The 23,028-nt window shown below is 73.6% G+C and carries 22 protein-coding genes and 2 tRNA genes; 12 read left to right on the top strand and 12 right to left on the bottom strand.

Translation table 11 applies throughout. The features are described 5' to 3' along the window. Positions 1-17: 17 nt before the first annotated feature. The 3 genes from PV789_RS23665 (at position 18) to PV789_RS23655 (ending at position 2,778) form a co-directional block, all read left to right on the top strand. Positions 18-1,085 carry an NAD-dependent epimerase/dehydratase family protein gene (locus PV789_RS23665; protein ID WP_274974612.1) on the top strand — a complete coding sequence of 356 codons (1,068 nt, stop codon included), beginning with the start codon at positions 18-20 and terminating at the stop codon, positions 1,083-1,085. A 106-nt stretch (positions 1,086-1,191) separates the two neighbouring features. Continuing rightward, on the top strand, positions 1,192-1,629 hold the full coding sequence (locus PV789_RS23660; RefSeq protein WP_212642936.1) for a molybdenum cofactor biosynthesis protein MoaE: 438 nt from the start codon (positions 1,192-1,194) through the stop codon (positions 1,627-1,629). A gap of 90 nt (positions 1,630-1,719) precedes the next feature. Next, positions 1,720-2,778: a YlbL family protein gene (locus tag PV789_RS23655; protein ID WP_274978225.1), complete on the top strand. Its 1,059-nt coding sequence runs from the start codon at positions 1,720-1,722 to the stop codon at positions 2,776-2,778. Between the two features lie 109 nt (positions 2,779-2,887). On the opposite strand, the gene PV789_RS23650 is transcribed toward PV789_RS23655, so the two are convergent. Then, entirely contained in the window at positions 2,888-3,409 is a 522-nt protein-coding gene (locus tag PV789_RS23650) for a PPA1309 family protein (RefSeq protein WP_253794887.1), read from the bottom strand. 297 nt (positions 3,410-3,706) lie between these two features. On the opposite strand from PV789_RS23650, the gene PV789_RS23645 reads away from it, so the two are divergent. The 3 genes from PV789_RS23645 (at position 3,707) to PV789_RS23635 (ending at position 7,308) form a co-directional block, all read left to right on the top strand. Continuing rightward, on the top strand, positions 3,707-6,679 hold the full coding sequence (locus PV789_RS23645; protein ID WP_274978224.1) for a UPF0182 family membrane protein: 2,973 nt from the start codon (positions 3,707-3,709) through the stop codon (positions 6,677-6,679). A 227-nt stretch (positions 6,680-6,906) separates the two neighbouring features. Next, positions 6,907-6,983 (top strand) — tRNA-Met (locus PV789_RS23640). Between the two features lie 248 nt (positions 6,984-7,231). Then, positions 7,232-7,308 (top strand) — tRNA-Met (locus PV789_RS23635). Between the two features lie 117 nt (positions 7,309-7,425). Here the strand turns inward: PV789_RS23635 and PV789_RS23630 are convergent. The 5 genes from PV789_RS23630 to hisN all read right to left on the bottom strand — a co-directional run bounded on the left by PV789_RS23630 (position 7,426) and on the right by hisN (position 12,026). Then, positions 7,426-8,145: an ABC transporter ATP-binding protein gene (locus PV789_RS23630; RefSeq protein WP_274974611.1), complete on the bottom strand. Its 720-nt coding sequence runs from the start codon at positions 8,143-8,145 to the stop codon at positions 7,426-7,428. Further along, a complete protein-coding gene (locus tag PV789_RS23625; RefSeq protein ID WP_274974610.1) occupies positions 8,146-9,177 on the bottom strand; it encodes a permuted SH3 domain-containing protein in 1,032 nt (343 codons plus the stop codon). It abuts the gene before it with no gap. Between the two features lie 10 nt (positions 9,178-9,187). Next, complete coding sequence (locus PV789_RS23620; RefSeq protein WP_274974609.1) at positions 9,188-10,444, bottom strand: ABC transporter permease; 1,257 nt, start codon at positions 10,442-10,444, stop codon at positions 9,188-9,190. A gap of 199 nt (positions 10,445-10,643) precedes the next feature. Beyond that, complete coding sequence (locus tag PV789_RS23615; protein ID WP_274974608.1) at positions 10,644-11,156, bottom strand: hypothetical protein; 513 nt, start codon at positions 11,154-11,156, stop codon at positions 10,644-10,646. Positions 11,157-11,219: 63 nt separating this feature from the next. Continuing rightward, positions 11,220-12,026 carry a histidinol-phosphatase gene (hisN, locus tag PV789_RS23610; RefSeq protein WP_274974607.1) on the bottom strand — a complete coding sequence of 269 codons (807 nt, stop codon included), beginning with the start codon at positions 12,024-12,026 and terminating at the stop codon, positions 11,220-11,222. Between the two features lie 345 nt (positions 12,027-12,371). Between hisN and PV789_RS23605 the strand changes: the two genes are divergently transcribed. Together PV789_RS23605 and PV789_RS23600 are read left to right on the top strand one after the other, a co-directional pair. Next, positions 12,372-12,956, top strand: a complete 585-nt coding sequence (locus tag PV789_RS23605) for a TetR/AcrR family transcriptional regulator (RefSeq protein WP_274974606.1) — start codon at positions 12,372-12,374, stop codon at positions 12,954-12,956. A 12-nt stretch (positions 12,957-12,968) separates the two neighbouring features. Then, positions 12,969-13,259, top strand: a complete 291-nt coding sequence (locus PV789_RS23600; RefSeq protein WP_019608133.1) for a DUF2087 domain-containing protein — start codon at positions 12,969-12,971, stop codon at positions 13,257-13,259. Between the two features lie 62 nt (positions 13,260-13,321). Here PV789_RS23600 and PV789_RS23595 read toward each other — a convergent pair whose 3' ends face one another. Continuing rightward, positions 13,322-14,212, bottom strand: coding sequence for an NAD(P)-dependent oxidoreductase (locus PV789_RS23595; protein WP_274974605.1), 891 nt, complete (start codon positions 14,210-14,212; stop codon positions 13,322-13,324). Between the two features lie 259 nt (positions 14,213-14,471). Here PV789_RS23595 and PV789_RS23590 point away from each other — a divergent pair, with 259 nt between their 5' ends. Next, a complete protein-coding gene (locus PV789_RS23590) occupies positions 14,472-14,828 on the top strand; it encodes a winged helix-turn-helix transcriptional regulator (RefSeq protein WP_274974604.1) in 357 nt (118 codons plus the stop codon). A 9-nt stretch (positions 14,829-14,837) separates the two neighbouring features. Here PV789_RS23590 and PV789_RS23585 read toward each other — a convergent pair whose 3' ends face one another. Genes PV789_RS23585 through aroA form a run of 3 tightly spaced genes read right to left on the bottom strand, consistent with a single transcriptional unit; the run spans position 14,838 to position 17,485 of the window. Continuing rightward, complete coding sequence (locus PV789_RS23585) at positions 14,838-15,080, bottom strand: hypothetical protein (protein WP_274974603.1); 243 nt, start codon at positions 15,078-15,080, stop codon at positions 14,838-14,840. 36 nt (positions 15,081-15,116) lie between these two features. Continuing rightward, entirely contained in the window at positions 15,117-16,142 is a 1,026-nt protein-coding gene (rsgA, locus tag PV789_RS23580) for a ribosome small subunit-dependent GTPase A (RefSeq protein WP_274974602.1), read from the bottom strand. Then, positions 16,139-17,485, bottom strand: a complete 1,347-nt coding sequence (aroA, locus tag PV789_RS23575; RefSeq protein ID WP_274974601.1) for a 3-phosphoshikimate 1-carboxyvinyltransferase — start codon at positions 17,483-17,485, stop codon at positions 16,139-16,141. The genes rsgA and aroA overlap by 4 nt, the downstream gene beginning before the upstream one ends. A 207-nt stretch (positions 17,486-17,692) precedes the next feature. On the opposite strand from aroA, the gene PV789_RS23570 reads away from it, so the two are divergent. Next, a complete protein-coding gene (locus tag PV789_RS23570) occupies positions 17,693-18,868 on the top strand; it encodes a cysteine desulfurase family protein (RefSeq protein WP_274974600.1) in 1,176 nt (391 codons plus the stop codon). Positions 18,869-18,898: 30 nt separating this feature from the next. Here PV789_RS23570 and PV789_RS23565 read toward each other — a convergent pair whose 3' ends face one another. Beyond that, positions 18,899-19,585 carry a peptidylprolyl isomerase gene (locus tag PV789_RS23565; RefSeq protein WP_274974599.1) on the bottom strand — a complete coding sequence of 229 codons (687 nt, stop codon included), beginning with the start codon at positions 19,583-19,585 and terminating at the stop codon, positions 18,899-18,901. Between the two features lie 292 nt (positions 19,586-19,877). On the opposite strand from PV789_RS23565, the gene PV789_RS23560 reads away from it, so the two are divergent. Further along, complete coding sequence (locus PV789_RS23560; RefSeq protein WP_274974598.1) at positions 19,878-20,690, top strand: helix-turn-helix domain-containing protein; 813 nt, start codon at positions 19,878-19,880, stop codon at positions 20,688-20,690. A gap of 66 nt (positions 20,691-20,756) precedes the next feature. Further along, positions 20,757-21,965 (top strand): amidohydrolase, encoded by a 1,209-nt coding sequence (locus PV789_RS23555; protein WP_274974597.1) that lies wholly within the window; start codon positions 20,757-20,759, stop codon positions 21,963-21,965. A 155-nt stretch (positions 21,966-22,120) separates the two neighbouring features. Here the strand turns inward: PV789_RS23555 and PV789_RS23550 are convergent, their stop codons facing one another. Further along, positions 22,121-22,945: a TIGR03089 family protein gene (locus PV789_RS23550; protein WP_274974596.1), complete on the bottom strand. Its 825-nt coding sequence runs from the start codon at positions 22,943-22,945 to the stop codon at positions 22,121-22,123. Positions 22,946-23,028: the final 83 nt, after the last annotated feature.

Genomic DNA, 23,028 nt, shown 5'->3' with positions numbered 1-23,028 from the left:
CCGAGGGAGCGGGCACGGTGGTCGCTGTCACCGGTGCCGCCTCCGGGGTGGGCCGGCTCCTCGTGCAACGCCTGGCCGCGCCGGAGAGTTCCGCCCGCCTGCGCGAGGTCGTGGCCATCGACGCCGAACTCGCCGACCTGCGCGGCGTCACCTGGCGCGTCGCCGACGTGTGCGACCCCGGGCTGGTCTCCCGGCTCGGCGGGGTCGACGTGCTCGTGCACACCGCCGACGACCGCTCCCTGGAGACCCGGCCCGCCCGGCGCCGCGCGCACAACATCCGCGCGGCCCAGACGGTCCTGACCGCTGCCGCGGCCTCGGGGGTCCCCCGCGTCATCCTGGTCACCAGCACCGTGGTCTACGGCGCCGCCCCCGACAGCCCCGTGCCCCTGGCGGAGAACGCGCCGCGCGTGTCCGACAACAGCGAGGGGCTCATGGGCGACTTCGCCGAGATCGAGGACCTCGCCGAACGCGCCCGCCGGGCCCATCCCAGCCTCACCGTCACCGTCGTGCGACCCGCCCCGCTCGTGGGGCCCGGGCTCGACACCCTCCTCAGCCGCCACTTCTCCGCCCCGCGCCTGCTCACCGTCAAGGGGCACGAACAGCACTGGCAGTTCTGCCACGAGGACGACCTGGCCAGCGCCCTGGCCTTCTGCGCCCTGCACGGGGTGGACGGGCCCGAGGGCGTGGTCGCCGTGGCCAGCGAGGGCTCCCTCACCCAGGACGAGGTGGAGTCCGTCGCCGGGATGAAGCACTTCGAGGTGCCCGCCAACCTGGCCTTCGGTGCCGTCCGCCGCCTCCACCAGGCCCGGATCACCCCGGCGGCCGAGGGCGAGCTGAAGTTCCTCGTCTACCCGTGCGTGGTGGACTGCGCGGTGCTGCGCGAGGCCGGGTGGAAGCCCGCCCACGACAACGAGTCCGCCCTGTCCGCCCTCCTGGAGTCGCGCAGCGGCAGGCCCGCCCTGGTCGGCCGCAGCCTGGGCCGCAAGGAGGTCACCATCACCGCGGCGGGCGCCGCCGGAGCCGCCGCTGCGGCCATCGGCACCGCCGCCGCCATCCGCCACCTGCGCAGGCGCAAGGGGGCGTGAGGCACGGATCCGCCCGAACCCCGCCGTCTCCGGAGCACCTGCGCGTGCGTCGGAACGCGCACCCGTGTCCCCACATGGGGGAACATCCGGTTGATACGGTCATGACGTGGAAGAGATCACTCTCGCGTCAGTACGCGACACCCCCCTGTCGGTGGACGAGGTCCTCGCCGCGGTCTCCGACCCGCGCGCGGGCGGCACCGCGGTCTTCGTCGGCACCGTCCGCGACCACGACCACGGCCGCGACGTCGCCCGCCTGGCCTACTCCGCCCACCCGACGGTGGAGGCCCAGCTGCGGGTCGTCATGGAGAAGGTCCTCAGCGACACCTCCGTCCCGGGCCGCCCCGTGGTGCGGATGGCCGCGACGCACCGGGTCGGCCAGTTGGAGATCGGCGACGTCGCGGTGGTCGTGGCCGCGGCGGCCGCGCACCGCCAGGAGGCCTTCGAGGCCTGCCGCCGCCTCATCGACGACCTCAAGGCCCAGGTGCCCATCTGGAAGCAGCAGGACTTCGAGGACGGTCGCAGCGAGTGGGTGGGCGCCCCCTGACCGCCCACGGCGGCCGGGCGGGCCGGAGGGAGGGCGGACCCCCGCCGGTCCGGACGCGGCAATAGGCTGGGGGGCATGCTCCGTCGTGCCATGACCCTCGTCGTCGCGCTCGTCCTCCTCGTGGGGCTCGGGATCGGCAGCCTCTACCTGCCCGTGCCCTACCTGGTCGCCGCGCCGGGCCTGACCGTGAACACCGTCGGGCAGACCGACCGGGGGCCGGTCATCGAGGTCGAGGGCGCCGAGAGCTACGAGCACGACGGCACCCTGTCCATGGTGACCGTGCAGTACGCGGGCGGACCCCAGCACCGGCTCGACTTCCTCACCGTCGTCACCGCCTGGCTCTCGCCCACCCAGGCGGTCCTGCCCGAGGAGCTGCTCTTCCCCGCCGGGCGCACGCCCGAGGAGGTCACCGAGCGCCAGACGGTGCAGATGAACGACTCGCAGACCGACGCCACCGCCGCCGCGCTCACCCAGCTCGGCATGGAGTACGAGGCGGTCCCCGTGGTCAGCGGCACCGTCGAGGGCATGCCCGCGCACGGCGTGGTGGAGGCGGGCGACGCCGTCGTGGCCGTGGACGGCGAGCCGGTGCCCACCCGGGGCGGCGACCCCGACGTCCCCGCCGGCAGCGGCGCGGTCGTGGAGATGGTCGGCGACCGCGAGCCCGGCGACCCGGTCGGGCTCACCCTGGAGCGCGACGGCGAGACCGTGGAGGTGGAGGTCGCCAGCGAGGAGGGCGACTCCGGCGGCGCGGCGATCGGCGTGCTCATCGCCGACGAGACCGACTTCCCCGTGGACGTGGAGATCACGATCGGCGACATCGGCGGGCCCAGCGCGGGCATGATGTTCGCGCTCGGGATCATGGACCGGCTCAGCGAGGAGGGCCTCACCGGCGGCGCGGACGTGGCCGGTTCGGGCACCATCACCGCCGACGGCCGGGTGGGCGGGATCAGCGGCATCCCGCAGAAGATGGTCAGCGCCCAGCGCGACGGCGCCGAGTACTTCCTCGTGGCCGCCGAGAGCTGCTCCCAGGTCGCCCAGTCGGCCGCCTACGGCGAGCTGGAGGTGGTCCGGGTGGAGACCCTCGACGACGCGGTCGGGGCCCTGGAGACCATCCGCACCGGCGAGGGCGAGCTGCCGCGCTGCGAGTAGGGGCGCGGCGCCCCTCCCGGGCTCCGGCCCGTGCCCGGCCATCCGCGACGGAGGGGACCCCGGGCGCACCCCGCCTCGCGCGGGCGCGCCCGGGGCCCGCGGGCCCGGATCAGTCCTGTCCGGACTCCTCGTCCAGGTCCAGGGTCAGCGCCAGCGCGGAGGTCAGCGCCGGGATGAGGTCCGCCCCGTTGAGCACCTCGGACTCGCTGTCGTGGCTGCGCATGCGCATCGCGCAGTGCCGCGAGCCGTCGCGCAGCACGCCGGCGACCATGCGGATCTCCTCGGTCTCGCGGCCGGAGGAGCCCGGCCGCTCGTCCGGGGCCAGGGTCTCGTCCGTGCCCTTGACCACCAGGCGCTCCATCACCAGCGCGCACCCGGCCACGCCCTCCGGCCACAGGATGCGGCCCAGCGCCTCCTCCAGCGGGACGTCGGCGGGCAGCTGCTCCTGCTCGACGGGGGTCAGCTCGTCGGGGTCGGCGGGGGAGTCGATGCCCAGCAGGCCGGCCAGCGCGGGCTCCGCCCGCAGCAGCTCCGCGGTCGGCACCAGGGCGTACAGGCCCAGCGGCCGGTCCCAGCCCTGCTCGGCTGCGTGGCGTTCGAGGTCCATGACGGCTTCGCGAATGTTCGACACGTTTCCATAGTGACCGATGCGGGAAGCGCGACGCCCCTGTTTTCGGACAGTAGGGTCGCCACGTGGCCTTCCGGATGCGACTCCGATACAGCAACGATGCAGCCTTGTCACCCGGACGAGGGCCGTTTCGGGAACCCGGGGGCCACCGATTAAGTTTTCAGTAACAGAGCGCCACACGCGCACCCGTACGCACCTACCAAGCCAGAACGAGGGGGAGGCGTGAGCTTCCGATCGCCCGGCGCACCACCTGCGCGTATGCCTCGCCGATCAAGGTTGCTCGCGCCAGTCGCGGCGACCGTGGTCGTCATCATCGCGGGGCTGATGCTCGCCGCGAACTTCTGGACCGACTTCAAGTGGTTCGAGTCCGTCGGCTACACCTCGGTCTTCCTGACCGAACTGTGGACCCGCGTGCTGCTGTTCGCCGTCGCCGGACTGGTGATGGCCGTCATCGTCGGCGCCAGCATCTTCTTCGCCTACCGCTCCCGGCCCGGCATCCGACCGATGAGCCTGGAGCAGCAGGGCCTGGACCGCTACCGGCAGTCCATCGACCCGCACCGCAAGCTGTTCTTCTGGATCGCCGTGGGCGCCCTCGCGCTGCTGGCCGGAGCCGCGGCCAGCGGCGACTGGCGGTCCTACCTCCAGTTCGTGAACAGCACCGACTTCGGGGTGAACGACCCCGAGTTCGGCATGGACGTGGCCTTCTTCGCGTTCACCTACCCGTTCCTGCGCATCCTGCTCGGCTACCTGTACGCGGCGGTCATCCTGGCGTTCATCGCCGCGGTGATCGTGCACTACCTGTACGGCGGGGTCCGCCTCCAGAACGACTCCGGCCAGCGCGCCACCCCCTCGGCCCGCGTGCACCTGTCGGTGCTGCTGGGCCTGTTCGTGCTGCTGCGCGGCGGCTCGTACTGGCTGGACCGCTACGGCCTGGTCTTCTCCGAGCGCGGCTACACCTTCGGCGCCTCGTACACCGACGTGAACGCCGTCAAGACCGCGCTGCTCATCCTCACGGTCATCTCGGTCATCTGCGCCGTGCTGTTCTTCGCCAACATCTACTTCAAGAACATCATGGTGCCCATGGCCAGCCTCGGACTGCTGGTGCTGTCCGCGGTGCTGGTCGGCGCGGCCTACCCCGAGATCGTCCAGCGCTTCCAGGTCGAGCCCAACGAGCAGCGCCTGGAGAGCCCCTACATCGAGCGCAACATCGAGTACACGCGCCAGGCCTACGGCATCGACGACGCCGAGGTCCAGGCCTACGACGCCACCACCGAGCTCAGCGCCCAGGACCTGGTGGAGGAGTCCCAGGACACCACCGTGCGCCTGGTCGACCCCTCCGTCGTCTCGCAGACCTTCCAGCAGATGCAGCAGGTCCGCGGCTTCTACCAGTTCCCCGAGGTGCTGGAGGTCGACCGCTACCCGGACTCCGAGGGCAACCTGATCGACACGATCGTGGCCGTCCGCGAGCTGGACGGGCCGCCCGCCGACCAGGACAACTGGCTCAACCGGCACCTGATCTACACCCACGGCTACGGCATGGTCGCCGCCGCGGGCACCCAGATCGACGCCGAGGGGCGCCCGGTCTTCACCGAGTACAACATCCCTCCGCGCGGTGAGCTGAGCGACGTCGTCGGCGAGTACGAGCCGCGCATCTACTACGGCCGCGAGGGCGCCGAGTACGCGATCGTGCAGGCCGAGGAGGAGTACGACTACCCCCTCGACTCCGAGGAGGACACCGGCGACGTCCCGACCCCGGAGGACGCGGTCGAGCCGGAGGTCTCTCCCAGCCCGGACGAGGCCCGCGCCCCGGCCGACGCCGACCAGGAGGCCGCGGAGCAGACCGCCGAGGAGGCGCCCGCCGAGGGCGGGGGCCAGGGCGGCGGTGAGGGCGCCGAGGGCGCCGGCGGCGGTGAGGAGGGCAGCGACTCGCAGGCCTACAACCGCTACGACGGTGACGGCGGCGTCCAGCTGGCCAGCTTCTTCGACCGGATCCTGTACGCGATCAAGTACCAGGAACCCAACATCCTGCTCAACAGCGCCGTCACCAACGACTCGCGCATCATCTACGAGCGCGACCCGGTGGAGCGCGTGGAGAAGGTGGCCCCGTACCTGACCACGGACAGCCGCCCCTACCCGGCGGTCGTCGACGGCCGGGTCGTGTGGGTCGTGGACGCCTACACCACGTCCGACGGCTACCCGTACGCCAACCGGATCGACTTCACCCAGGCGGTGACCGACACCTTCACCGACGGCTCGGCCCAGCAGGTGGGCGCGCTGCCGGGCAACGAGGTCAACTACATCCGCAACTCGGTGAAGGCCACCGTCGACGCCTACGACGGCACCGTCACCCTGTACGCGTGGGACGAGGCGGACCCGGTCCTCCAGACCTGGATGGACGCCTTCCCCGGGACCGTGGTCAACAGGGACCAGATGAGCGAGGAGCTCATCGACCACCTGCGCTACCCGGACGACCTGTTCAAGGTGCAGCGCCAGATCATGCGCGAGTACCACGTGACGGACGCCGCCGCCTACTACGGCGGTCAGGACTTCTGGTCGGTCCCCAGCGACCCGACCAGCGAGACCGACGCTCCCGAGCCGCCCTACCGCCAGACCATCCAGTACCCGGACGAGGAGTCCACCTTCTCGCTGACCAGCACGTTCGTGCCGCGCGGCCGTGAGAACCTGGCGGCCTTCATGGCGGTGGACAGCGATCCGCGCTCCGAGAACTACGGCCAGCTCAAGCTGTTGGAGCTGCCGCGGAGCACGGTGATCCTCGGCCCGGGGCAGGTGCAGAACGCCTTCGACGCCGACGCCGACGTCCGCGAGGTGCTGCTGCCGCTGGAGCAGTCCAACGCGGAGGTGACGCGGGGCAACCTGCTCACGCTGCCGTTCGCCGGGGGCCTGCTCTACGTCGAGCCGCTGTACGTGCAGGCGGGCGGCGGCGGAGCCGCCTCCTTCCCGCTGCTCCAGCAGGTCATGGTCGGCTTCGGTGACGAGGTGGCCATCGGCAACAGCCTGCCGGACGCGCTCAGCAACCTCTTCGACGGAGAGGGCGCGGCACCCGAGGAGGGCGCCGAGCAGACTCCCGAGGAGGAGTCCGAGGCCGGGGCCGGCGGCGGCGGAGGAGACGGCGGCGGGGGCGACCAGGACCTCACCGAGTCCCTCAACGAGGCCGTCGAGGCCTGGGAGGAGGCCCAGCAGTCCAACGAGGAGGCCAACGACCGCCTGCGTGAGGCGCTGGAGGACATCCAGCAGCAGCTGGACGAGAACTGAGCCCCGCCTTCCGGCGGTGACCGCTCCGTGAGGGGGCGGGGGTCCTCGGACCCCCGCCCCCTCGGCGTTCGCCAGGGGCCGTGTCCGAGGGTCTGCGCGCTCCCCGTGCGTGTGTCCCCGGGAACAGGGGGAGCGGCTCCCGCGAAGGGGGCCCGGGGCCCGCTGACGCGTCCCGGTCCGCCGATTTGGGTTTTGGTTCAGGGCGCGCTACTGTGTAGACACAACGACGCGGGGTGGAGCAGTTCGGTAGCTCGCTGGGCTCATAACCCAGAGGTCGCAGGTTCAAATCCTGTCCCCGCTACCAGACCCGGACCCGGGAGAAATCCCGGGTCCGTCGGTTTTCCGGCTCCTCCTTTTGCGGAGGAGAACGGAGGACGGGCTTCCCCGGGGAAGTCCGGGTGGTCGGACCAGGGCGCAAGCGCTGGTAGGATTGCCGAAGGCGGTCGGGAAACCGACTGCCGCAGGGTGGGATCTCCACCGGTTTTCCACGCGGAAACGCAAAGAAAACCGATTTGCCACCCGGGGGTTGAACCCCTAAAATAGAGATCACGACGCGGGGTGGAGCAGTTCGGTAGCTCGCTGGGCTCATAACCCAGAGGTCGCAGGTTCAAATCCTGTCCCCGCTACCAGCAAAACGCCGGGCGCATTTCGCGCCCGGCGTTTTTCGTGTGCCCGTGTGCCCGTGTGCCCGTGTGCCCGTGTGCCCGTGTGCCCGTGTGCCGCCCGGTCTCCCGGGCGGCGCGCGCTCAGCGGGTGCGGCCCTCCACGAGTTCGACCACCCGGTCGGCCCGCTCGGCCACCTTGGGGTCGTGGGTCACCACGACCACCGCCGCGTCGCGGAGCCGGGCCTGCTCCAGCAGCTGGTCCATGATCACGGTGCTGCTGGCGGCGTCCAGGGCGCCCGTGGGCTCGTCGGCGAGGATCAGGGCGGGTTCACGGCTCAGTGCCCGCGCCAGGGCCACACGCTGCTGCTCACCGCCGGAGAGCTGGTGCGGCTGCGAGTGCAGCCGGTGTCCCAGCCCCACGGCCTCCAGCAGCTCGCGGGCCCGAGCCCGGCGGCGCAGCAGCGGCACGCCGTCGAGCACCATCGGCACGCCGACGTTGGCCAGGGCGGTCCGCCGCTCCAGCAGGTGGAACTGCTGGAACACGAAGCCGATCCCCTCGCCGCGCAGGCGCGACCTCGGGCCCTCACCCAGGCGGGTGGTGTCCACGCCGTCGAACGTGTACGTGCCGCCGCTGGGCCGGTCGAGCAGGCCCAGCACGTTGAGCAGGGTGGACTTGCCCGAGCCGGACTGGCCGACGATCGCCACCACCTCGCCCCGCCCCACCCGGAACGTGCAGTCGCGCAGCACGTCGATCCGGGCCCCCGACACCGTGAAGTGCCGGGTCATCCCCGCCACGTCCAGCAGGGGCGCCGGGCGGGCGTGGCGCGGCGCGGCCCCGGGGGCCGGTGCGTCGACGGACATCTAGCCCTCACCCTCCTCGGCGAACCCGTCCTCGGGGTCGTGCGCGCCGGGCACGTCGAACCGGGGGTCGAGCGGGATCGGGTCCAGGACCGCCTCACCGATGCTCAGCCCCTCGGTGACCTCCACGGACGACCCGTCGGAGACGCCCAGCACCACCTCGCGGGTCTCCTCGGTGCCGTCCTCGCCCACCACCACGACCTCGCCCGCCCCGGCGGTGCCGCGCACCGCGGTCACGGGGATGACGAGCGCGTTCGCGGCCGTGCCGGTGCTGACCGACAGCTGCCCCTGGACGCCCTCGAAGACCTCCAGGTCGGCGGGCACGCGGCAGGCCAGTTCGGCCCCGCCGCCACCACCGCCGACGTCCTCGGCGCCCTCGCCGCCCCCGTCATCGGGGACGGGGGCGCCGCCCTCGGCCGTGCCCAGGGACAGGAACTCGCACGCGGTGGCGGGCGGCCCCTGGTCGATCTGGAGCAGGATGTCCCGGGGGTCCTCGTAGAACCGGTAGAGGTCGTTGGGCGGGATCGACGCGACGGCGCGGAACTCCTCGGGGGCGACCGTGGCCACCACCGCGCCGGGCTCCAGCACGTCGCCGACCATGACGTCCTCCAGCCCCGACACCGTTCCGGCGGCGGGCGCGTACAGGGTGACCTCCTCAGTCGTGAGGGCGTCGGGGACCCGGCCGTCCTCCCCGACGACGGGCTCCCCCTGGGCGGGCACCTTCACGTTGACCACCGGGGCGCCCTGGCCGAGCTCGGCGCCCTCGCCCACCCACAGGTGGGAGACCGTGCCCCCGTTTCGGGCCTCGACCGGCTCGCCGGGCTCGGCCCGGACGACGGCGTCCAGCACCAGCACGGAGCTGACCTCGCCCAGCACCACCTCGACCGGGGCCCCGCCCACGTCCATGGCGGCCTCCTGCAGGCCGGCGTCCTCTCCGGCGCCCGGGCCGCCCAGGCGTGACACCAGGAGGTAGCCGGCGCCGGTCAGTCCTCCCACGAGGACCAGGACCGCGCCGATGATGATCCACTTCTTCACGTGATGTCTCCTATTCCCGGAGTCCGGCGACCACGGACGCGCGCAGCGCCCGCATCGCGGGGATGATCCCGGCCAGCATCCCGACGAGGGCGGCGCTGCCCAGGCCGACGAGTACTCCGGACGCGGGGATGACGAGGGGGACGTCGGCGGGCAGCGACACGAGGCCGCCCAGCACCGCGCCGACGGCGGCCAGCAGGGCCCAGCAGGCGGCCAGCGCGATGAGCCCGGCCACCAGGGACACCACGACCGACTCCATGACCACCGCCACGAACAGGGTGAACCGGCTCGCGCCCAGGGCGCGGTAGGTGGCCAGCTCGCGGCGCCGCTCGCGCACCGTGACCAGTCCCACGTTGAGCACGCCCAGCAGGCCGGTGGTGAGGGTGACGGCGGCGATGCCGGTCAGGCCCCAGGACATGTAGGTGATGACCTCGCCGATCTCCTCGGCGTAGTCCGTGCGGTAGGCCATGACGGCGTCCTGCTCCTCCACGCCCCAGCGCCAGGACACCGACGCCAGGCGCTCGGAGAAGACCTCGCCCCACGGGTCCTGCGCCGCGGGGTCGTCCGGGTCGATCCGCACCTGGTAGGTGGTCATGTCGCCCATGAGGAACGGGTCGGCCGACCCCTCCTGCTCCTGTGCGCCGGTGGAGGCCCCGAAGAGCAGTTCCTCGGAGGCGGGGGCGCGCAGCAGGTAGGCGCTGTACCAGCCCATGTCCAGCGCGGAGCCCTCCAGGACGCCGATGACGCGCACGTCCGTCCACCGGTCGGTGCCGACCTGGACGCGGGTGAGGTCGCCCAGCGCGCCGGCGAGTTCCTCGTTGACGACCATGACCGGGGCCAGCGACTCGGTGTCGGCCTCGGTGAACCAGCGGCCCTCGGCCAGGTTCATCCGCCGGATGTCGCCCAGCGTGGGGTCCACGCCGAGGAACTCCACGTCGGGCAGGGGGGAGCCGCCGGAGCGGATTGATGGGGCGTGGGAGGGCCTGTGGTAGATCGAGATGTCCCGGCCGCCCGCCCGGACCAGGTCCTGTTCGAAGGCGGCGCGGTCGGTGACCCGGCCCTGCACGGTGACCTCCATGGTCGCCGGGCGGCCCGCGTTGGCCTCGCTGTAGGCGGTGGCGAAGCGCTGGCCGAAGTCGCTGGCGCTGACCACGAGGATCAGCGCGCCGACACCGACGACGATGCCCGCGCAGGACAGGATGGTCCGGGCCACGTTGGCCCGTGAACCGGCGAAGGCCAGCACGATCCCGGCTGTGAGGGAACGCAGCATTCGGCCCCTTCCCGTGATGTCTGTGAGATCCGGACGCCGCGACGGCGGCGGCGGGATACCCGCGGGGGTGGCGGGGTTTCACCTGACTCATCGTGGAAGGGGACGGTTTCGGTTCAGCCCGACAGCGCGGATTCCGGACTGCCGTTTCGGGCTGTGCACAGGGGGGAGGGGCGGGCGGGGACGCCGCGCGGCAGGAGCCTCAGACCGCCTCGAAGCCGTCGCAGGTGAGCGGCGTCCCGGAGCCGGTGTCCGACCAGACCACCGTGTGCGCCCCGGCGGAGGGGCGGTCCCCGGCGCCCTCGAAGTCGTCGGGGTAGCGCACGCGGGTCCACTCGCCGGGGGAGACCGGCGCCTCGGTGGCGGCGGTGCCGCCGCGGGGCCCGATGACGGAGACGGTCACCGAGTCGGTGTCCGCGCCCTCCGGCGCCAGGACGCCCAGGCCGACGGTGCCGTCCGCGGCCGTGCGCGGCGCCTCGGTGCGCCAGAGGCGGGCGGTCCGGTCGTCCACGGCGGGCGCGCACAGGTACCTGGCGGGGTCGAACGCGGCGCCGGGGACGCCCAGGCCGGGGCCCTCGCCCCGCACGGAGGAGCGCACGGTGTCGGCGATCATCTCGCGCAGCTGTTCGGGGGTGTGCCCGTGGCCGCCGCAGGCGGTGGCCAGCAGGACCGCGGCCGCGCACAGGACGGCCCGCAGGGGTGTCGTGGTCAGCACACCACCGCACGTTACTACGTACGGTGGTGGAGCGTGTACCCGTTGTCGTGGCGGGGGTGGGGGTCAGGCGCGGCGCAGCGGGGTGGGGCCGCCGTTGAGCCAGGTCAGCACCTGGTCGTGGATCTCCCCGTTGGTGCACACCAGGGGGCCGCCGTCCTCGAAGCCCTCGCCGCGCAGGTTGGTGGCCCGTCCGCCCGCCTCCTCCAGGATGACGGGCAGCGGCGCGGCGTCCCACAGCGACAGCTCGGGCTCGGCGGAGATGTCCACGACGCCCTCGGCGACCATCACGTGCGACCAGAAGTCGCCGTAGGCGCGGGTGCGCCAGACCGAGCGGGTCAGGCCGAGGAAGGAGTCGAGGCGGTCCTGCTTCTCCCAGCCGGTCAGCGAGGAGAAGCTCAGCGAGGCCTCCGACAGCTCCGACACCTTGGACACGTGGCAGCGCGAGGCCTTGGACAGGCTGCGGCCCTGCCAGGCACCGCCGCCCTTGGAGGCCCACCAGCGGCGGTACAGCGCCGGGGCCGAGACCACGCCCACCACGGGACGGTCCCCCTCCAGCAGGGCGATCAGGGTCGCCCACACCGGAACGCCGCGGACGTAGTTCGCGGTGCCGTCGATGGGGTCGATGACCCACACCCGGTTGCTGTTGCCCGTCTTGCCGTACTCCTCGCCCACCACGGCGTCGCGGGGCCGGGCGCGGGAGAGCACGCCGCGCAGCGTCTCCTCCACCATCCGGTCGGCCTCGGTGACGTGGGTGAAGTCGGGTTTGGTGTCGACGACGAGGTCAAGCGCCCGGAAGCGCTTGAGCGCGATGTCGTCGGCAGCGTCGGCGAGCACGTGGGCCAGCCGCAGATCATCGTCAAAGGACATCATGACCGGTAACGCTACCGTTCCTGAACGGTGATCAGAAGTGGCCAGTGGCCCCCGGGGGCCACGCTGGCACCGCACCCGTCCCGAACGGTGCCGGATGGGCTGGGCCACAGCCTCGTCCTCAGGGGTGATGCCCGTGAGCCGGTCACGCATGCTCACCCCGGTCGGCGCGGGGGCCGGGAACGGGTCGGCGATCGACCGCAACCGCCGCGTGCCGGTACCCGCCGTCTCGCCCCACCTCCTGACCGGAGTGCTGGTTCCCGGCCGCCCGGGTCCGCGGGAACGGCGGCCCGGCGGAGGGGAGCGTCAGGGGCGTCGCCCGCGGCGGCGGATGCGAGGATGGGGAGCATGGACACCGCGAACCGACAGGGGCGCGCCGAGGGCACCTCGGCGCGGGAGCGGTTGCTGGACGCCGCCTACGCCGAGGTCGTCTCGGGAGGCTGGTCCGACCGGCGCATGGCCGACATCGCGGCGGTCGCCCGGGTGTCGCGCCAGACCCTGTACAACGTGTTCGGCAACAAGGAGGGCCTGCTCCAGGCCGTCGTGGTGCGCGAGGTGAACGCGCTGCTCGACCGGGTGGTGCGCCTCCTGGACGAGGAGGGCGAGGACCCGCCGCACGCGGTGAGCCGGGCCACGCGCCTGGTGCTGCTGTCCGCCCGCGACAACCCGCTGCTGCGCGCGGTGGTGACCGGGGACCACGGGCTCCTGCCGGTGCTCACCACGCGAGCCGAACCGCTGCTGGACGTCCTGGGCGAGCGCATCACCGCCCTGCTGGGGGAGCGCTACCCGGAGCTGGCCGACTCCGCCGCCGAGGTCGCGGCCGACGTCGCCCTGCGCCTGACGGTGTCCTACTCGTTGCAGCCCATCGATCCCGACGAGGCCGCGCGCAGGGTCGAGACGGTCGTGCACGGGATGCTGACGGTCGGCCGCTGAGGGGGTGGCGCCGTGGTGGAGGGTCCGCTGACGGAGAGCGAGCGCCGTGAGGTGCTGCGCGCCTGCATGGCCGACGGGCGGATCACCGCGATCCCGGTCCGCCGCACCGCCCGGCTGGTCCTGCTCGACCAGGTCGCCCGGGCCTTCGAACCGGGGGTGCGCTACAGCGAGGCCGAGGTCAACGCGGTCCTGAGCGGGTTCAGCGCGAACGTGGCGGTGCTGCGCCGCGGCCTGGTCGACGAGGGATTCATGGAGCGCGACCGCACCCGGTACTGGCGCTGCGGCGGGACCGTGGAGGTCTGACCCGGGCGGCCGCAGCCGGTGGAAGCCGGTGCGGCTGCCCGGTGGGCGCGGCCCGACCGCGTTCAGCGGCGGGGCGCGGCGAGCAGGTCCACCACCCCCGTGCCGTCCTCGTCTGCGTGGCCCCCGGCGAGGCGGCGCTCCATCAGCTCCGCGTACGGCGCGAGGAGTTCGGCGCTCACCCCCTGCTCCTCTGCGGTGCGCAGCAGGGTCCGGTTGCCCCTCACCTGCATGGCGAGGTTGGACACGACGCCCCTGGTGTAGTCGCCGCTCTCCAACTGCTCCGCGGCGGTGTGGACGCCGATGGTCATCGCGCCCAGCCAGTCCGCCAGCAGGGACGCGAACCCCTTCAGCGGCACGTCCTCGCCGCGGACCAGGGCGAAGGCGTGCGCGACCCCGGCGAACATGCCGCTCATCGCGCTGAGCAGGGCCACGTCGTGCAGGTCGGCCAGCCCGGCGTCCCCGCCGACGAACACGGTCCCGGCCACGGCGGACAGGGCCGTCTCGTGCTCGGCGAAGGCCTCCTCGGAACCGCTGTAGAACACGTACCCGCCCGAGCCGGGGGCGCCGATCATCGGCGGAACGGCCATGACGCCGCCGCTGACGAAGCGGGCGCCGCGCCCGCGCGCCCACCCCGCGCGGGCACGCGCCTGGTCCGGCGTCCCGGTGGTGAGGTTGAACAGGTCCCGGCCCGCCAGGTCGGCGTCGGCCAGCACCGCGCCCACGGAGTCGTCGTCGAGCAGGCAGGCCACCACCAGGCGGGCGGAGGCCACCGCCCCGGCCGCCGTCGCGGCGACGTCGGCGCCCTCCCGGGCCAGCGGCTCGGCCCGGGACGGGGTCCGGTTCCAGACGGTCAGCGGGTACCCGCCGGCGAGCCAGGCCCGGGCGAGGGCGGTGCCCATGTCCCCGAGCCCGAGCAGGGCGACGCGGGGCTTCTCGGTGTCGTGTGCGTTCATGTGGACTAGGGAGTGTTCCGCGGAGGCTTTCGGATCAGCGAGCGGCCGTCCGGGCAATCTCTCGCAAGACGGTTCGCGCAGGTCAGCCTGGTTGGCTTTTCAAGCGAAACCGGCGCAGCGAGAGGCAGCCCGGTGGTCGCGAGCCCGAAATGATCCGAGGAACACGACCTAGGCTCGGGGCCCGTCGGGGCCCCGACAAGTACGCACTTCGAAGTGCGTGCGCACTCCGGGGTAAGCGTGCTGGTGGGAGGACGGGGCGATGGTCGGCGTACGGAGGCCCGGCGCGTACCACTGCGGCATCGACGCGGCGATGGACGTCATCGGCGGCAGGTGGAAGGTGCTGATCCTGTGGGCGCTGGACGAGGAGCCGCGCCGCTTCGGCGAGCTGCGCCGGATGCTCGACGGCGTCACCGAGAAGGTCCTGGCCTCGCACCTGCGCGAGCTGGAGGAGGACGGGATCGTGCACCGGGAGGACTTCGGCGAGGTGCCGCCCCGGGTCGAGTACTCGCTCACCTCGGTGGGGGAGTCCCTGAACGGGGCCCTGGCCCCGCTCGGCGCCTGGGGCCGCGCGCACGTCATCGATGCCGCCGGGCCGGTGGACGCGCACCGGCGCTGACGCCCCGGACTACCCGCCCCGTCCGACGGAGTGCTCTCCCGGGGCGCCCCGGCGGCGGAGGGGCCGTACGAGGAGGACCGTCTGCCAGGCGAGCGCGACGACGGCGAGCCCGAGGAGCACGTAGGCGAGGACCGTCAGGTCCGGCCCGCCGTTCCCCATCCATATGTCCAGGAGCACCGCCGCTGTCACGAGGAGGGCGCTGGCGGCTCCCGCGACGGTCACCGCGCCCACACGTCTGTCGTCGTCCTTCACAGGGGGGTCCTCCGGAAAAACAGGGGGTGGTGCCGGTCAGGACTCGTTCTCGTCGGTGTTCGCGACCTCCCCGGTGTCCCCCTCGCGGCTGGTGAGCAGGCGGCGCAGGGAGGCCACGCGGTCCGGGTCGAGTTCTCCCCGCTCCAGTGCGGCCCGGATCGCGCAGTCGGGGGCGTCGGGCTGGTGCGAGCACCCGGCGGGGCAGTCCTCGGCGGCCTCGGCCAGGTCCGCGAAGCCCTCGACGATGTCCTCGGGGTCGATGTGGGCCAGGCCGAAGCTGCGCACGCCCGGGGTGTCGATCAGCCAGCCGCCCTCGAAGGGCAGCGCGGCGGCGGACGTGGAGGTGTGGCGGCCCCGTCCGGTGACGGCGTTGACGTGGCCCACGGCCCGGTCGGTACCGGGGACGAGCCGGTTGACCAGGGTGGACTTGCCCACCCCGGAGGAGCCCACGAGCACGGTGGTGCGGTCGGCCAGGCGGGCGCGCAGGCCGTCCAGGCCGCTCTCGGGGTCGAGCACCTCGTAGGGCACGCCCAGGGGTGCGTACACCCGCACCAGCTCGTCCGGGGAGGCCAGGTCGGCCTTGGTCAGGCACAGCAGGGGGGAGAGTCCGGCGTCGTAGGCGGCGACCAGGCAGCGGTCCACGAAGCGCGGCTGCGGCGCGGGGTCGGCCAGGGCGCAGACGATCGCCAGCTGGTCGGCGTTGGCCACGATCACCCGCTCGACCGGGTCGGTGTCGTCGGCCGTGCGTCTGAGCACGGACGCCCGCTCCCTGACCCGCACGACGCGGGCCAGGGTGTCGGGTCTGCCGGACAGGTCGCCGACCACGTCGACGCGGTCGCCGACCACGATCGAGCCGCGGCCCAGCTCGCGCGCCTTCATCGCCACGACGGGAACGCCGTTGACCAGGCAGCGGTACCGGCCCCGGTCCACGGCGGTGACCAGGCCCTCCACGGCGTTCTCGTGCTTGGGCCGGGTGCGGGTGCGGGGGCGCGAACCGCCCCGGGCGCGCACGCGGATGTCGTCCTCGTCCAGGTGGCGTCCCCCGCCCCGCGTGCGGCTCATGCCAGGGCCTCCGCCCACAGGCCCGGGAAGTCGGGCAGGGTCTTGCGCGTAGTGGCGATGTTCTCCACCTCCACCCCGGGCACCGCGAGCCCGATCACCGCTCCCGAGGTGGCCATCCGGTGGTCGTCGTAGGAGTGGAACACCCCGGAGCGCATCGGGCGCGGGTTGATGACCAGCCCGTCGGGCAGCTCCTCGGCGTCGCCGCCCAGCCGGTTGATCTCGGCGGCCAGCGCGGCGATGCGGTCGGTCTCGTGGCGGCGCAGGTGCGCGATGCCGGTCAGCCGGGAGGGGGTCGTGGCGAGCGCTGCCACGGCGGCCACGGTGGGCGTGAGCTCGCCCACGTCGCGCAGGTCGGCGTCGATGCCCAGGATCCGGCCGGTGCCGCGCAGGGTGAGCAGCCCCTCGGGCGAGCGGGAGACCTCGCCGCCCATCCGGGTGAACAGCGAACGCAGCTCGTCGCCGGGCTGGGTGGTGTGCTCCGGCCACCCCTCGATCGTCACCTCGCCCCCGGTGACCAGGGCGGCGGCCAGGAAGGGCGCGGCGTTGGACAGGTCGGGCTCCACGGTGATGTCGGAGACCTTGACCGGTCCGGGCTCGACCCTCCAGGAGTTGTCGGCGGTGGACACGGTGACCCCGGCCGCGCGCAGCATCTCCACGGTCATGTCCAGGTGCGGCTGGGAGGGCACGGGGGGACCGGAGTGGCGCACGTGCACGCCCTCGGTGAAGCGGGCGCCGCTCAGGAGCAGCGCCGACACGAACTGGGAGGAGCCGGACGCGTCGAGGGTCACCTCGCCGCCGCGCACGGCGCCGGTGCCGTGCACGGCCATCGGCAGCGCGCCGCGGCCGCCGTCGTCGATGTCGGCGCCCAGGGCGCGCAGGGCGGCCAGCAGCTCGCCCACGGGCCGCTCGCGGGCGCGCGGGTCGCCGTCGAACTCCACCGTGCCCGAGGCCAGGGCCGCCACCGGCGGCACGAACCGCATCACCGTGCCCGCGTTGCCGACGTCGACGGAGGCCGGACCGCGCAGCGGGGCGGGGGTGACCGCCATGTCCTCCCCCTCGGTGGTGATCCCCACACCCAGGGCGCGCAGGGAGCCCGCCATCAGCTCGCTGTCCCGGCTGACCAGCGGGCGGCGCACCAGGCACGGCGTCTCCGACAGGGCGGCCAGGACCAGCGCGCGGTTGGTCATGGACTTGGACCCCGGCAGCGACAGCCGGGCGCGCACCGGCCGCTCGGCCGTGGGCGCGGGCCAGTGCCCGCCGGCGGCCCCGGCCGTGCTCGAGGACGGTGCGGTGCCGGGGTTCTGGCCGGACTGGACGGGCTGCGAGGACGCGGACTCAGGCATGACACAAGGTTATCGGGCGCGGCGCGGCCGCAGGGGAACGCCTTCCCGCCTGTGGACGACGCGTTGGAGACGCGTCGGAGGGCAGCGGCGGCCGACCCGGCCGACCCGCGCGTACGCGGGCCGCTCCGGCGGTCGGACGGGCGCCGCGTGCGGCCCACGGGCCCGGAGAGGCAGGACGACCCGGGACGGACGTATCCTTGTCAGGCCATGGTGTATCTGGATCACGCTGCCACGACCGACGTGCGCCCCGAGGTCGCCGCCGAGGTCGCGGCCGAGCTCGGCGCCCTCGGGAACCCGTCGTCCCTGCACGGCCACGGGCGCGCCGCGCGCCGCACGGTGGAGGAGGCGCGCGAGCGCCTGGCCGGGGCGCTCGGCTCGACCCCGCACGAGGTGGTCTTCACCGGGGGCGGCACCGAGTCGGACAACATCGCCGTCAAGGGCCTGTACTGGGCGCGCAACACGCCGGACGCCCGCAGGCCCAGGATTCTCACCAGTGCCGTCGAGCACCACGCCGCCCTCGACCCCGCGCACTGGATGGCCGAGCACCAGGGGGCCGTGCACGAGAAGGTCCCCGTGGACGCGCTGGGCCGGGTGGACCCCGGGGTCCTGCGGGAGACGATCGAGGGCGGCTCCGGCCCCGGTGCGGTCGCGCTCGTGTCGGTCATGTGGGCCAACAACGAGGTGGGCACGGTGCAGCCGGTCCGGGAGCTGGCCGCCGTCGCCGCCGAGTACGGCATCCCCTTCCACACCGACGCCGTCCAGGCCGTGGGCGTGGAACCGGTCGACTTCGCCGGGAGCGGGGTGAGCGCGCTGACGGTCAGCGGCCACAAGCTCGGCGGCCCGGTGGGCGCGGGCGCGCTGCTGGTCGCGCGCGGCCTGGCCCCGGTGCCGGTCCTGCACGGCGGCGGTCAGGAGCGCGACATCCGCTCGGGCACCCTGTCCCCGCCGCTGCTGCGCGGGCTGGCCACGGCCGTCCACCTGGCGGTCACCGAACGCGAGGAGCACGCCAAGCACCTGTCGGACCTGCGCGACGAGCTGGAGGAGCGGGTCCGCGACGCGGTCCCCGACGCGGTCGTCAACGGCGACCCCGCGCGCAGGCTGCCGGGGATCTCGCACATCTCCTTCCCCGGCTGCGAGGGGGACGCCCTGCTCATGCTCCTGGACGCCAAGGGCATCTCCTGCTCGACCGGCTCGGCCTGCTCGGCGGGGGTGGCCCAGCCCAGCCACGTGCTGCTGGAGATGGGCGCCGACGCCGGGACCGCGCTCAGCAGCCTGCGCCTGTCGCTGGGCCGCACCTCCACCCGGGAGGACGTGGCGGCGCTGGGGCGTGCCATCGGTCCGGCCGTGGAGCGGGCCAGGGCCGCCCGCGCCAGACGCCGCTAGGAGGGCGCGGCGGCCCCGGACACGGGCCGTCTACTCCGCGCGGTGCACGGTGACGGACTCGATGGTCACGTCCTGGGCGGGACGGTCGTTCATGTCGGTCTCGGCGTTGGCGATGCCGTTCACCACCTCCATGGACGCCTCGTCCGCGACGTGCCCGAAGATCGTGTGCATGCCGTTCAGGTGCGGGGTGGGCGCGACGGTGATGAAGAACTGCGAGCCGTTGGTGTCCGGGCCGCGGTTGGCCATGGCCAGCACGCCCGGCTCGGAGAACTCGCGGCCGGAGTCGAACTCGTCCTCGAAGGTGTAGCCCGGGCCGCCCTGGCCGGTGCCCTGCGGGTCGCCGCCCTGGATCATGAAGTCGTCGATCACCCGGTGGAACACGGTGCCGTCGTAGAACGCGGCCTCGCCCGTCGCCGGGTTGGGCACGCCCTCGCCCTCGGCCAGGCCCACGAAGTTGGCCACCGTGACGGGCGCCTCCTCGGGGAAGAGCTCCAGTTCGATGTCGCCCTCGCTGGTGTGCAGGGTGGCGCCCTCGACTCCGGTGACGTCCACCTCGGCGGGGCTGCCGGTCTGCTCGGAGGCGGTCTCCTCCGGGGTGCCGCCGCCCTCCGATCCGCCCTGGTCGGACGGGGCCGCGGCGCCGTTGGCGCAGGCGGAGGCGGCGAGAAGGGCGGTGCAGGCCAGGAGGGCTGTCGCCGGGAGGGGCAGAAGCTTCATCGGTTCACTTCCGGGAATGAGGATCGCGGCTGGGCGGCACAAAGGCTACTCGGCCGGGGGAAGTGCCCTCGTCAGCGGGTTGGCTTTCCGTCATGGCGCGACCACGGTCCGCCCCCGCGGCCGCTCCGGCCGCCCCGCCGCGACGCCCCGATGACTTGTCACGGATCGCCGTACCCGTCCGGTCGCTTGACCGGCGACCCCGGCACGGGAGAAGGTCGGAAGAGGACGGGGCGGGGCGCCGGCGGTGTGCCGGGGGCGAGGCTCCGCCCGGCGCTGGAGGGAGGGAAGTGGATTGAACACCGCACTGCCGTCCGCGATGTGGCTCCCCTTCGCCGCGAGGGTACTGCGCGCGCGCTCCGACAGGGGGCTCTCACGCGCCGAACTCGCCGCGACGGTGGGGGTGACCGACGACAAGCTCCGCGAGGTGGAGAGCGCGCACTGCAGGCCGGCCCGCTCGCTGGTCGAACGGGTGGACACCGCCCTGGGCGCCGAACACCAGCTCGTGGACGCCTGGGCGATCACCCTCCAGGCCGAGGCCTTCCCCAACGAGTTCGGCGACCAGCGCGAGCTGGGCGTCCACGCCACCCACCTGTGGGAGTACCAGCCCATGGCGGTCCCGGCGTTCCTGCGCACCCGCGAGTACTCGCGCGCCGTGCTTCGCCCGCGCCACCCGGACCTGTCCCCGGACGAGGTCGAGGAGATGGTGGAGGAGGAGATGGCCCACCGGGCCTCGATGACCGGCACGGAGGGGCCCGTGCTGAGGGTGGTCCTCAACGAGTCGGCCCTCCAGCGCCCGCAGGGCGGGGCCGCCGTCCTCAACGCCCAGCGCGACTTCCTCGCCGACCTGATCGAGGCGGGCATCGTCGCCATGGGAGTCATCCCCGAGCAGACCCCGAACCACCCCGGCCTGGGCGGCGCCTTCCGCCTGATGGAGTTCGCCGACCGCCCCAGCATGGTCTACGCGTTCGCGGCCCAGGGCGGGGACCTGACCGCCGAACCCGAGCAGGTGGGCCGCTGCACCACGGTGCGCGACGCCATCGAGGCCGCGACCGAGGAACTCACGCCGGGGTCGGCGCTGCTCACCGCCCGCTGGCCGGCGGGGTAGGGGGCCGCCGGCCCGAGCCCGCGCGGGGCTTGGGGATACGCCCCGTGATGGGCTAGGTTGCCCGCCATGGATATCGCGATCACATCCGGATACGTCGTCCCCGTCGACGGAGACCCCATCGACGGGGGCACCGTCCTCATCTCCGACGGCCGGATCGCCGCCGTCGGCGCCGACGTCACGGTCCCCGAGGGGGCCACCGTCATCGACGCCTCCGGCAAGTGGGTACTCCCCGGCTTCGTGGAGGCCCACGGCCACATCGGCATCGACGAGGAGGGCATCGGCTGGGCCGGTGACGACACCAACGAGATGACCGACCCCAACGGCGCCCGCATGCGCGCGCTGGACGCCATCAACCCCGCCGACCGCGGCTTCGCCGACGCCCTGTCCGGAGGCGTCACCAGCTCGGTCGTCAAGCCCGGTTCGGGCAACCCCATCGGCGGCCAGACCGTGGCGATCAAGTGCTGGGGCCGCAGCATGGAGGACCGCCTGATCCGGCACCCGGCCAGCGTCAAGAGCGCCCTGGGCGAGAACCCCAAGCGGGTCTACGGCAACAAGGACAAGCTGCCCTCCACACGCCAGGGCGTGGCCGCCGTCATCCGCGACGCCTTCACCAGGGCCCAGGACTACCGGGCCAGGCGCGAGCACGCGGCCTCGGAGGGCACCCCGTTCGAGCGGGACACCACCCTGGAGGTGCTGGTCCGGGTCCTGGACGGCGAACTCCCGTGGTGCCAGCACACGCACCGCGCCGACGACATCCACACCGCGATGCGCCTGTCCGACGAGTTCGGCTACCGGCTGATCATCAACCACTGCACCGAGGGCCACCTGCTGGCCGACGAGATCGCCGAGCGCGGCATCCCCGTCATCACCGGACCGCTCATGACCAGCCGCTCCAAGGTGGAGGTCAACAACAAGACTTTGGCCAACCCCGGCATCCTCGACCGGGCGGGCGTCAAGGTCGCCCTGACCACCGACCACCCGGTCGTCCCGATCGAGTTCCTGGTCCACCAGGCCACCCTGTGCGTCAAGGAGGGCATGGACCCGCGCTCGGCGATCCGCGCCCTCACGGTCAACCCCGCCGAGATCATGGGCATCTCCGACCGGGTCGGCTCCCTCAAACCGGGCCTGGACGCCGACGTGGCCGTGTGGTCGGGCGACCCGCTGGACGTGATGAGCCGCGCCCTGCGCGTGTTCGTCGAGGGCCGCGAGGTCTACACCTACGACGAGGCCACGCGCGAGCGCACCGTGCTCGACGCCTACTACCGGGAGGGCTGAACGGCGGATCCGGGTCCCCGGTCCACGGCGTTCCCGGACGCTCCGCCGCCGCCGGACGGCGGTCGGGCTGCGGGCTGACCGGGCGTGTCGGCCCGCAGCCGACATGGCGGCGTCACGGAGAGGGGAGCGGGCCGGGAGCCCCCGGGGCACTCTCCCTAGGAGAGCCCCACCGTCCGGAAGGGCGCCCCGTCCGGCAGCGCGGCGCCACCGGCCCCCTCCGCCCCGCGGACCGCCACGGTGACCTTCTCCATGCCGGTCCTGCGCAGCACCTCGTCCGGGCCCGATGAGGCCAGCGGCGTCAGGACGAGCGGCGCCCCCGCCGCGACCGGGGCCAGCAGCAGCTCCGCGCCCTCCCCTAGCAGGGGCAGCGGGGCGTCGGGTTCGGCGAACAGCGCGACCCGGTCCTCGGCGTCCAGCTCCCACCGGCGCGCCCGGTCGCGGGCCCCGGCGGTCAGCTCCGCGCCGGTCCGGACGCCGGAACCGCGCAGCGCGGGCGCCCCCGGGTCCACGGGGTAGGGCGAGAAGTGGTCGCCGTGCCCGCGCACCTCCACCGAGTAGTCGAGCACCATGGGCGGCACCTCGGCCAGCGGCAGCCCCAGCGGGTGCAGGGACGTGCCCACCACCTCCTCGGCGCCGCTGTCCAGGGCGGCCTCCAGACGGTCGGCGTCGGCCACGGCGACCTGGGCGCCCTCGGGCAGGTCCGCGCCGGGCCGCGCGAACTCCGCCACGGCCCCCACCGACCAGCACGAGACCAGCCACACCAGCGACTGCCAGTGCACCGGCAGGGCGAGCACCACCCGGTCGTCCGGTTGGGCCCCCAGGCCGTCCACCAGCATGTTCGCGGTCTTGGAAACCCAGTTGTCGAAGGTGGCGCGCGACAGCTCCACCCGGCCGCCCGAGGCGTCGTAGGAGGTCACGAACGGTCGGGACGGGTCGTCGGAGACCAGGGCGCGCCACAGCTGCGCGGGAGTTTCGGACATGACCGCCACTCTAGGGCGTCGCGGGGGCTCCGCGCGGGCCCCCGCGCGGGCCGCCACGGGTGTGCGTTGGTGCCGGGGAGCTG

The sequence above is a fragment of the Nocardiopsis camelliae genome, from assembly GCF_028993595.1.
In the GTDB taxonomy this organism is placed as follows: domain Bacteria; phylum Actinomycetota; class Actinomycetes; order Streptosporangiales; family Streptosporangiaceae; genus Nocardiopsis; species Nocardiopsis dassonvillei.
The sequence above is the reverse complement of the archived record's forward strand: the minus strand, read 5'-3'. Positions and strand labels throughout refer to the sequence as shown.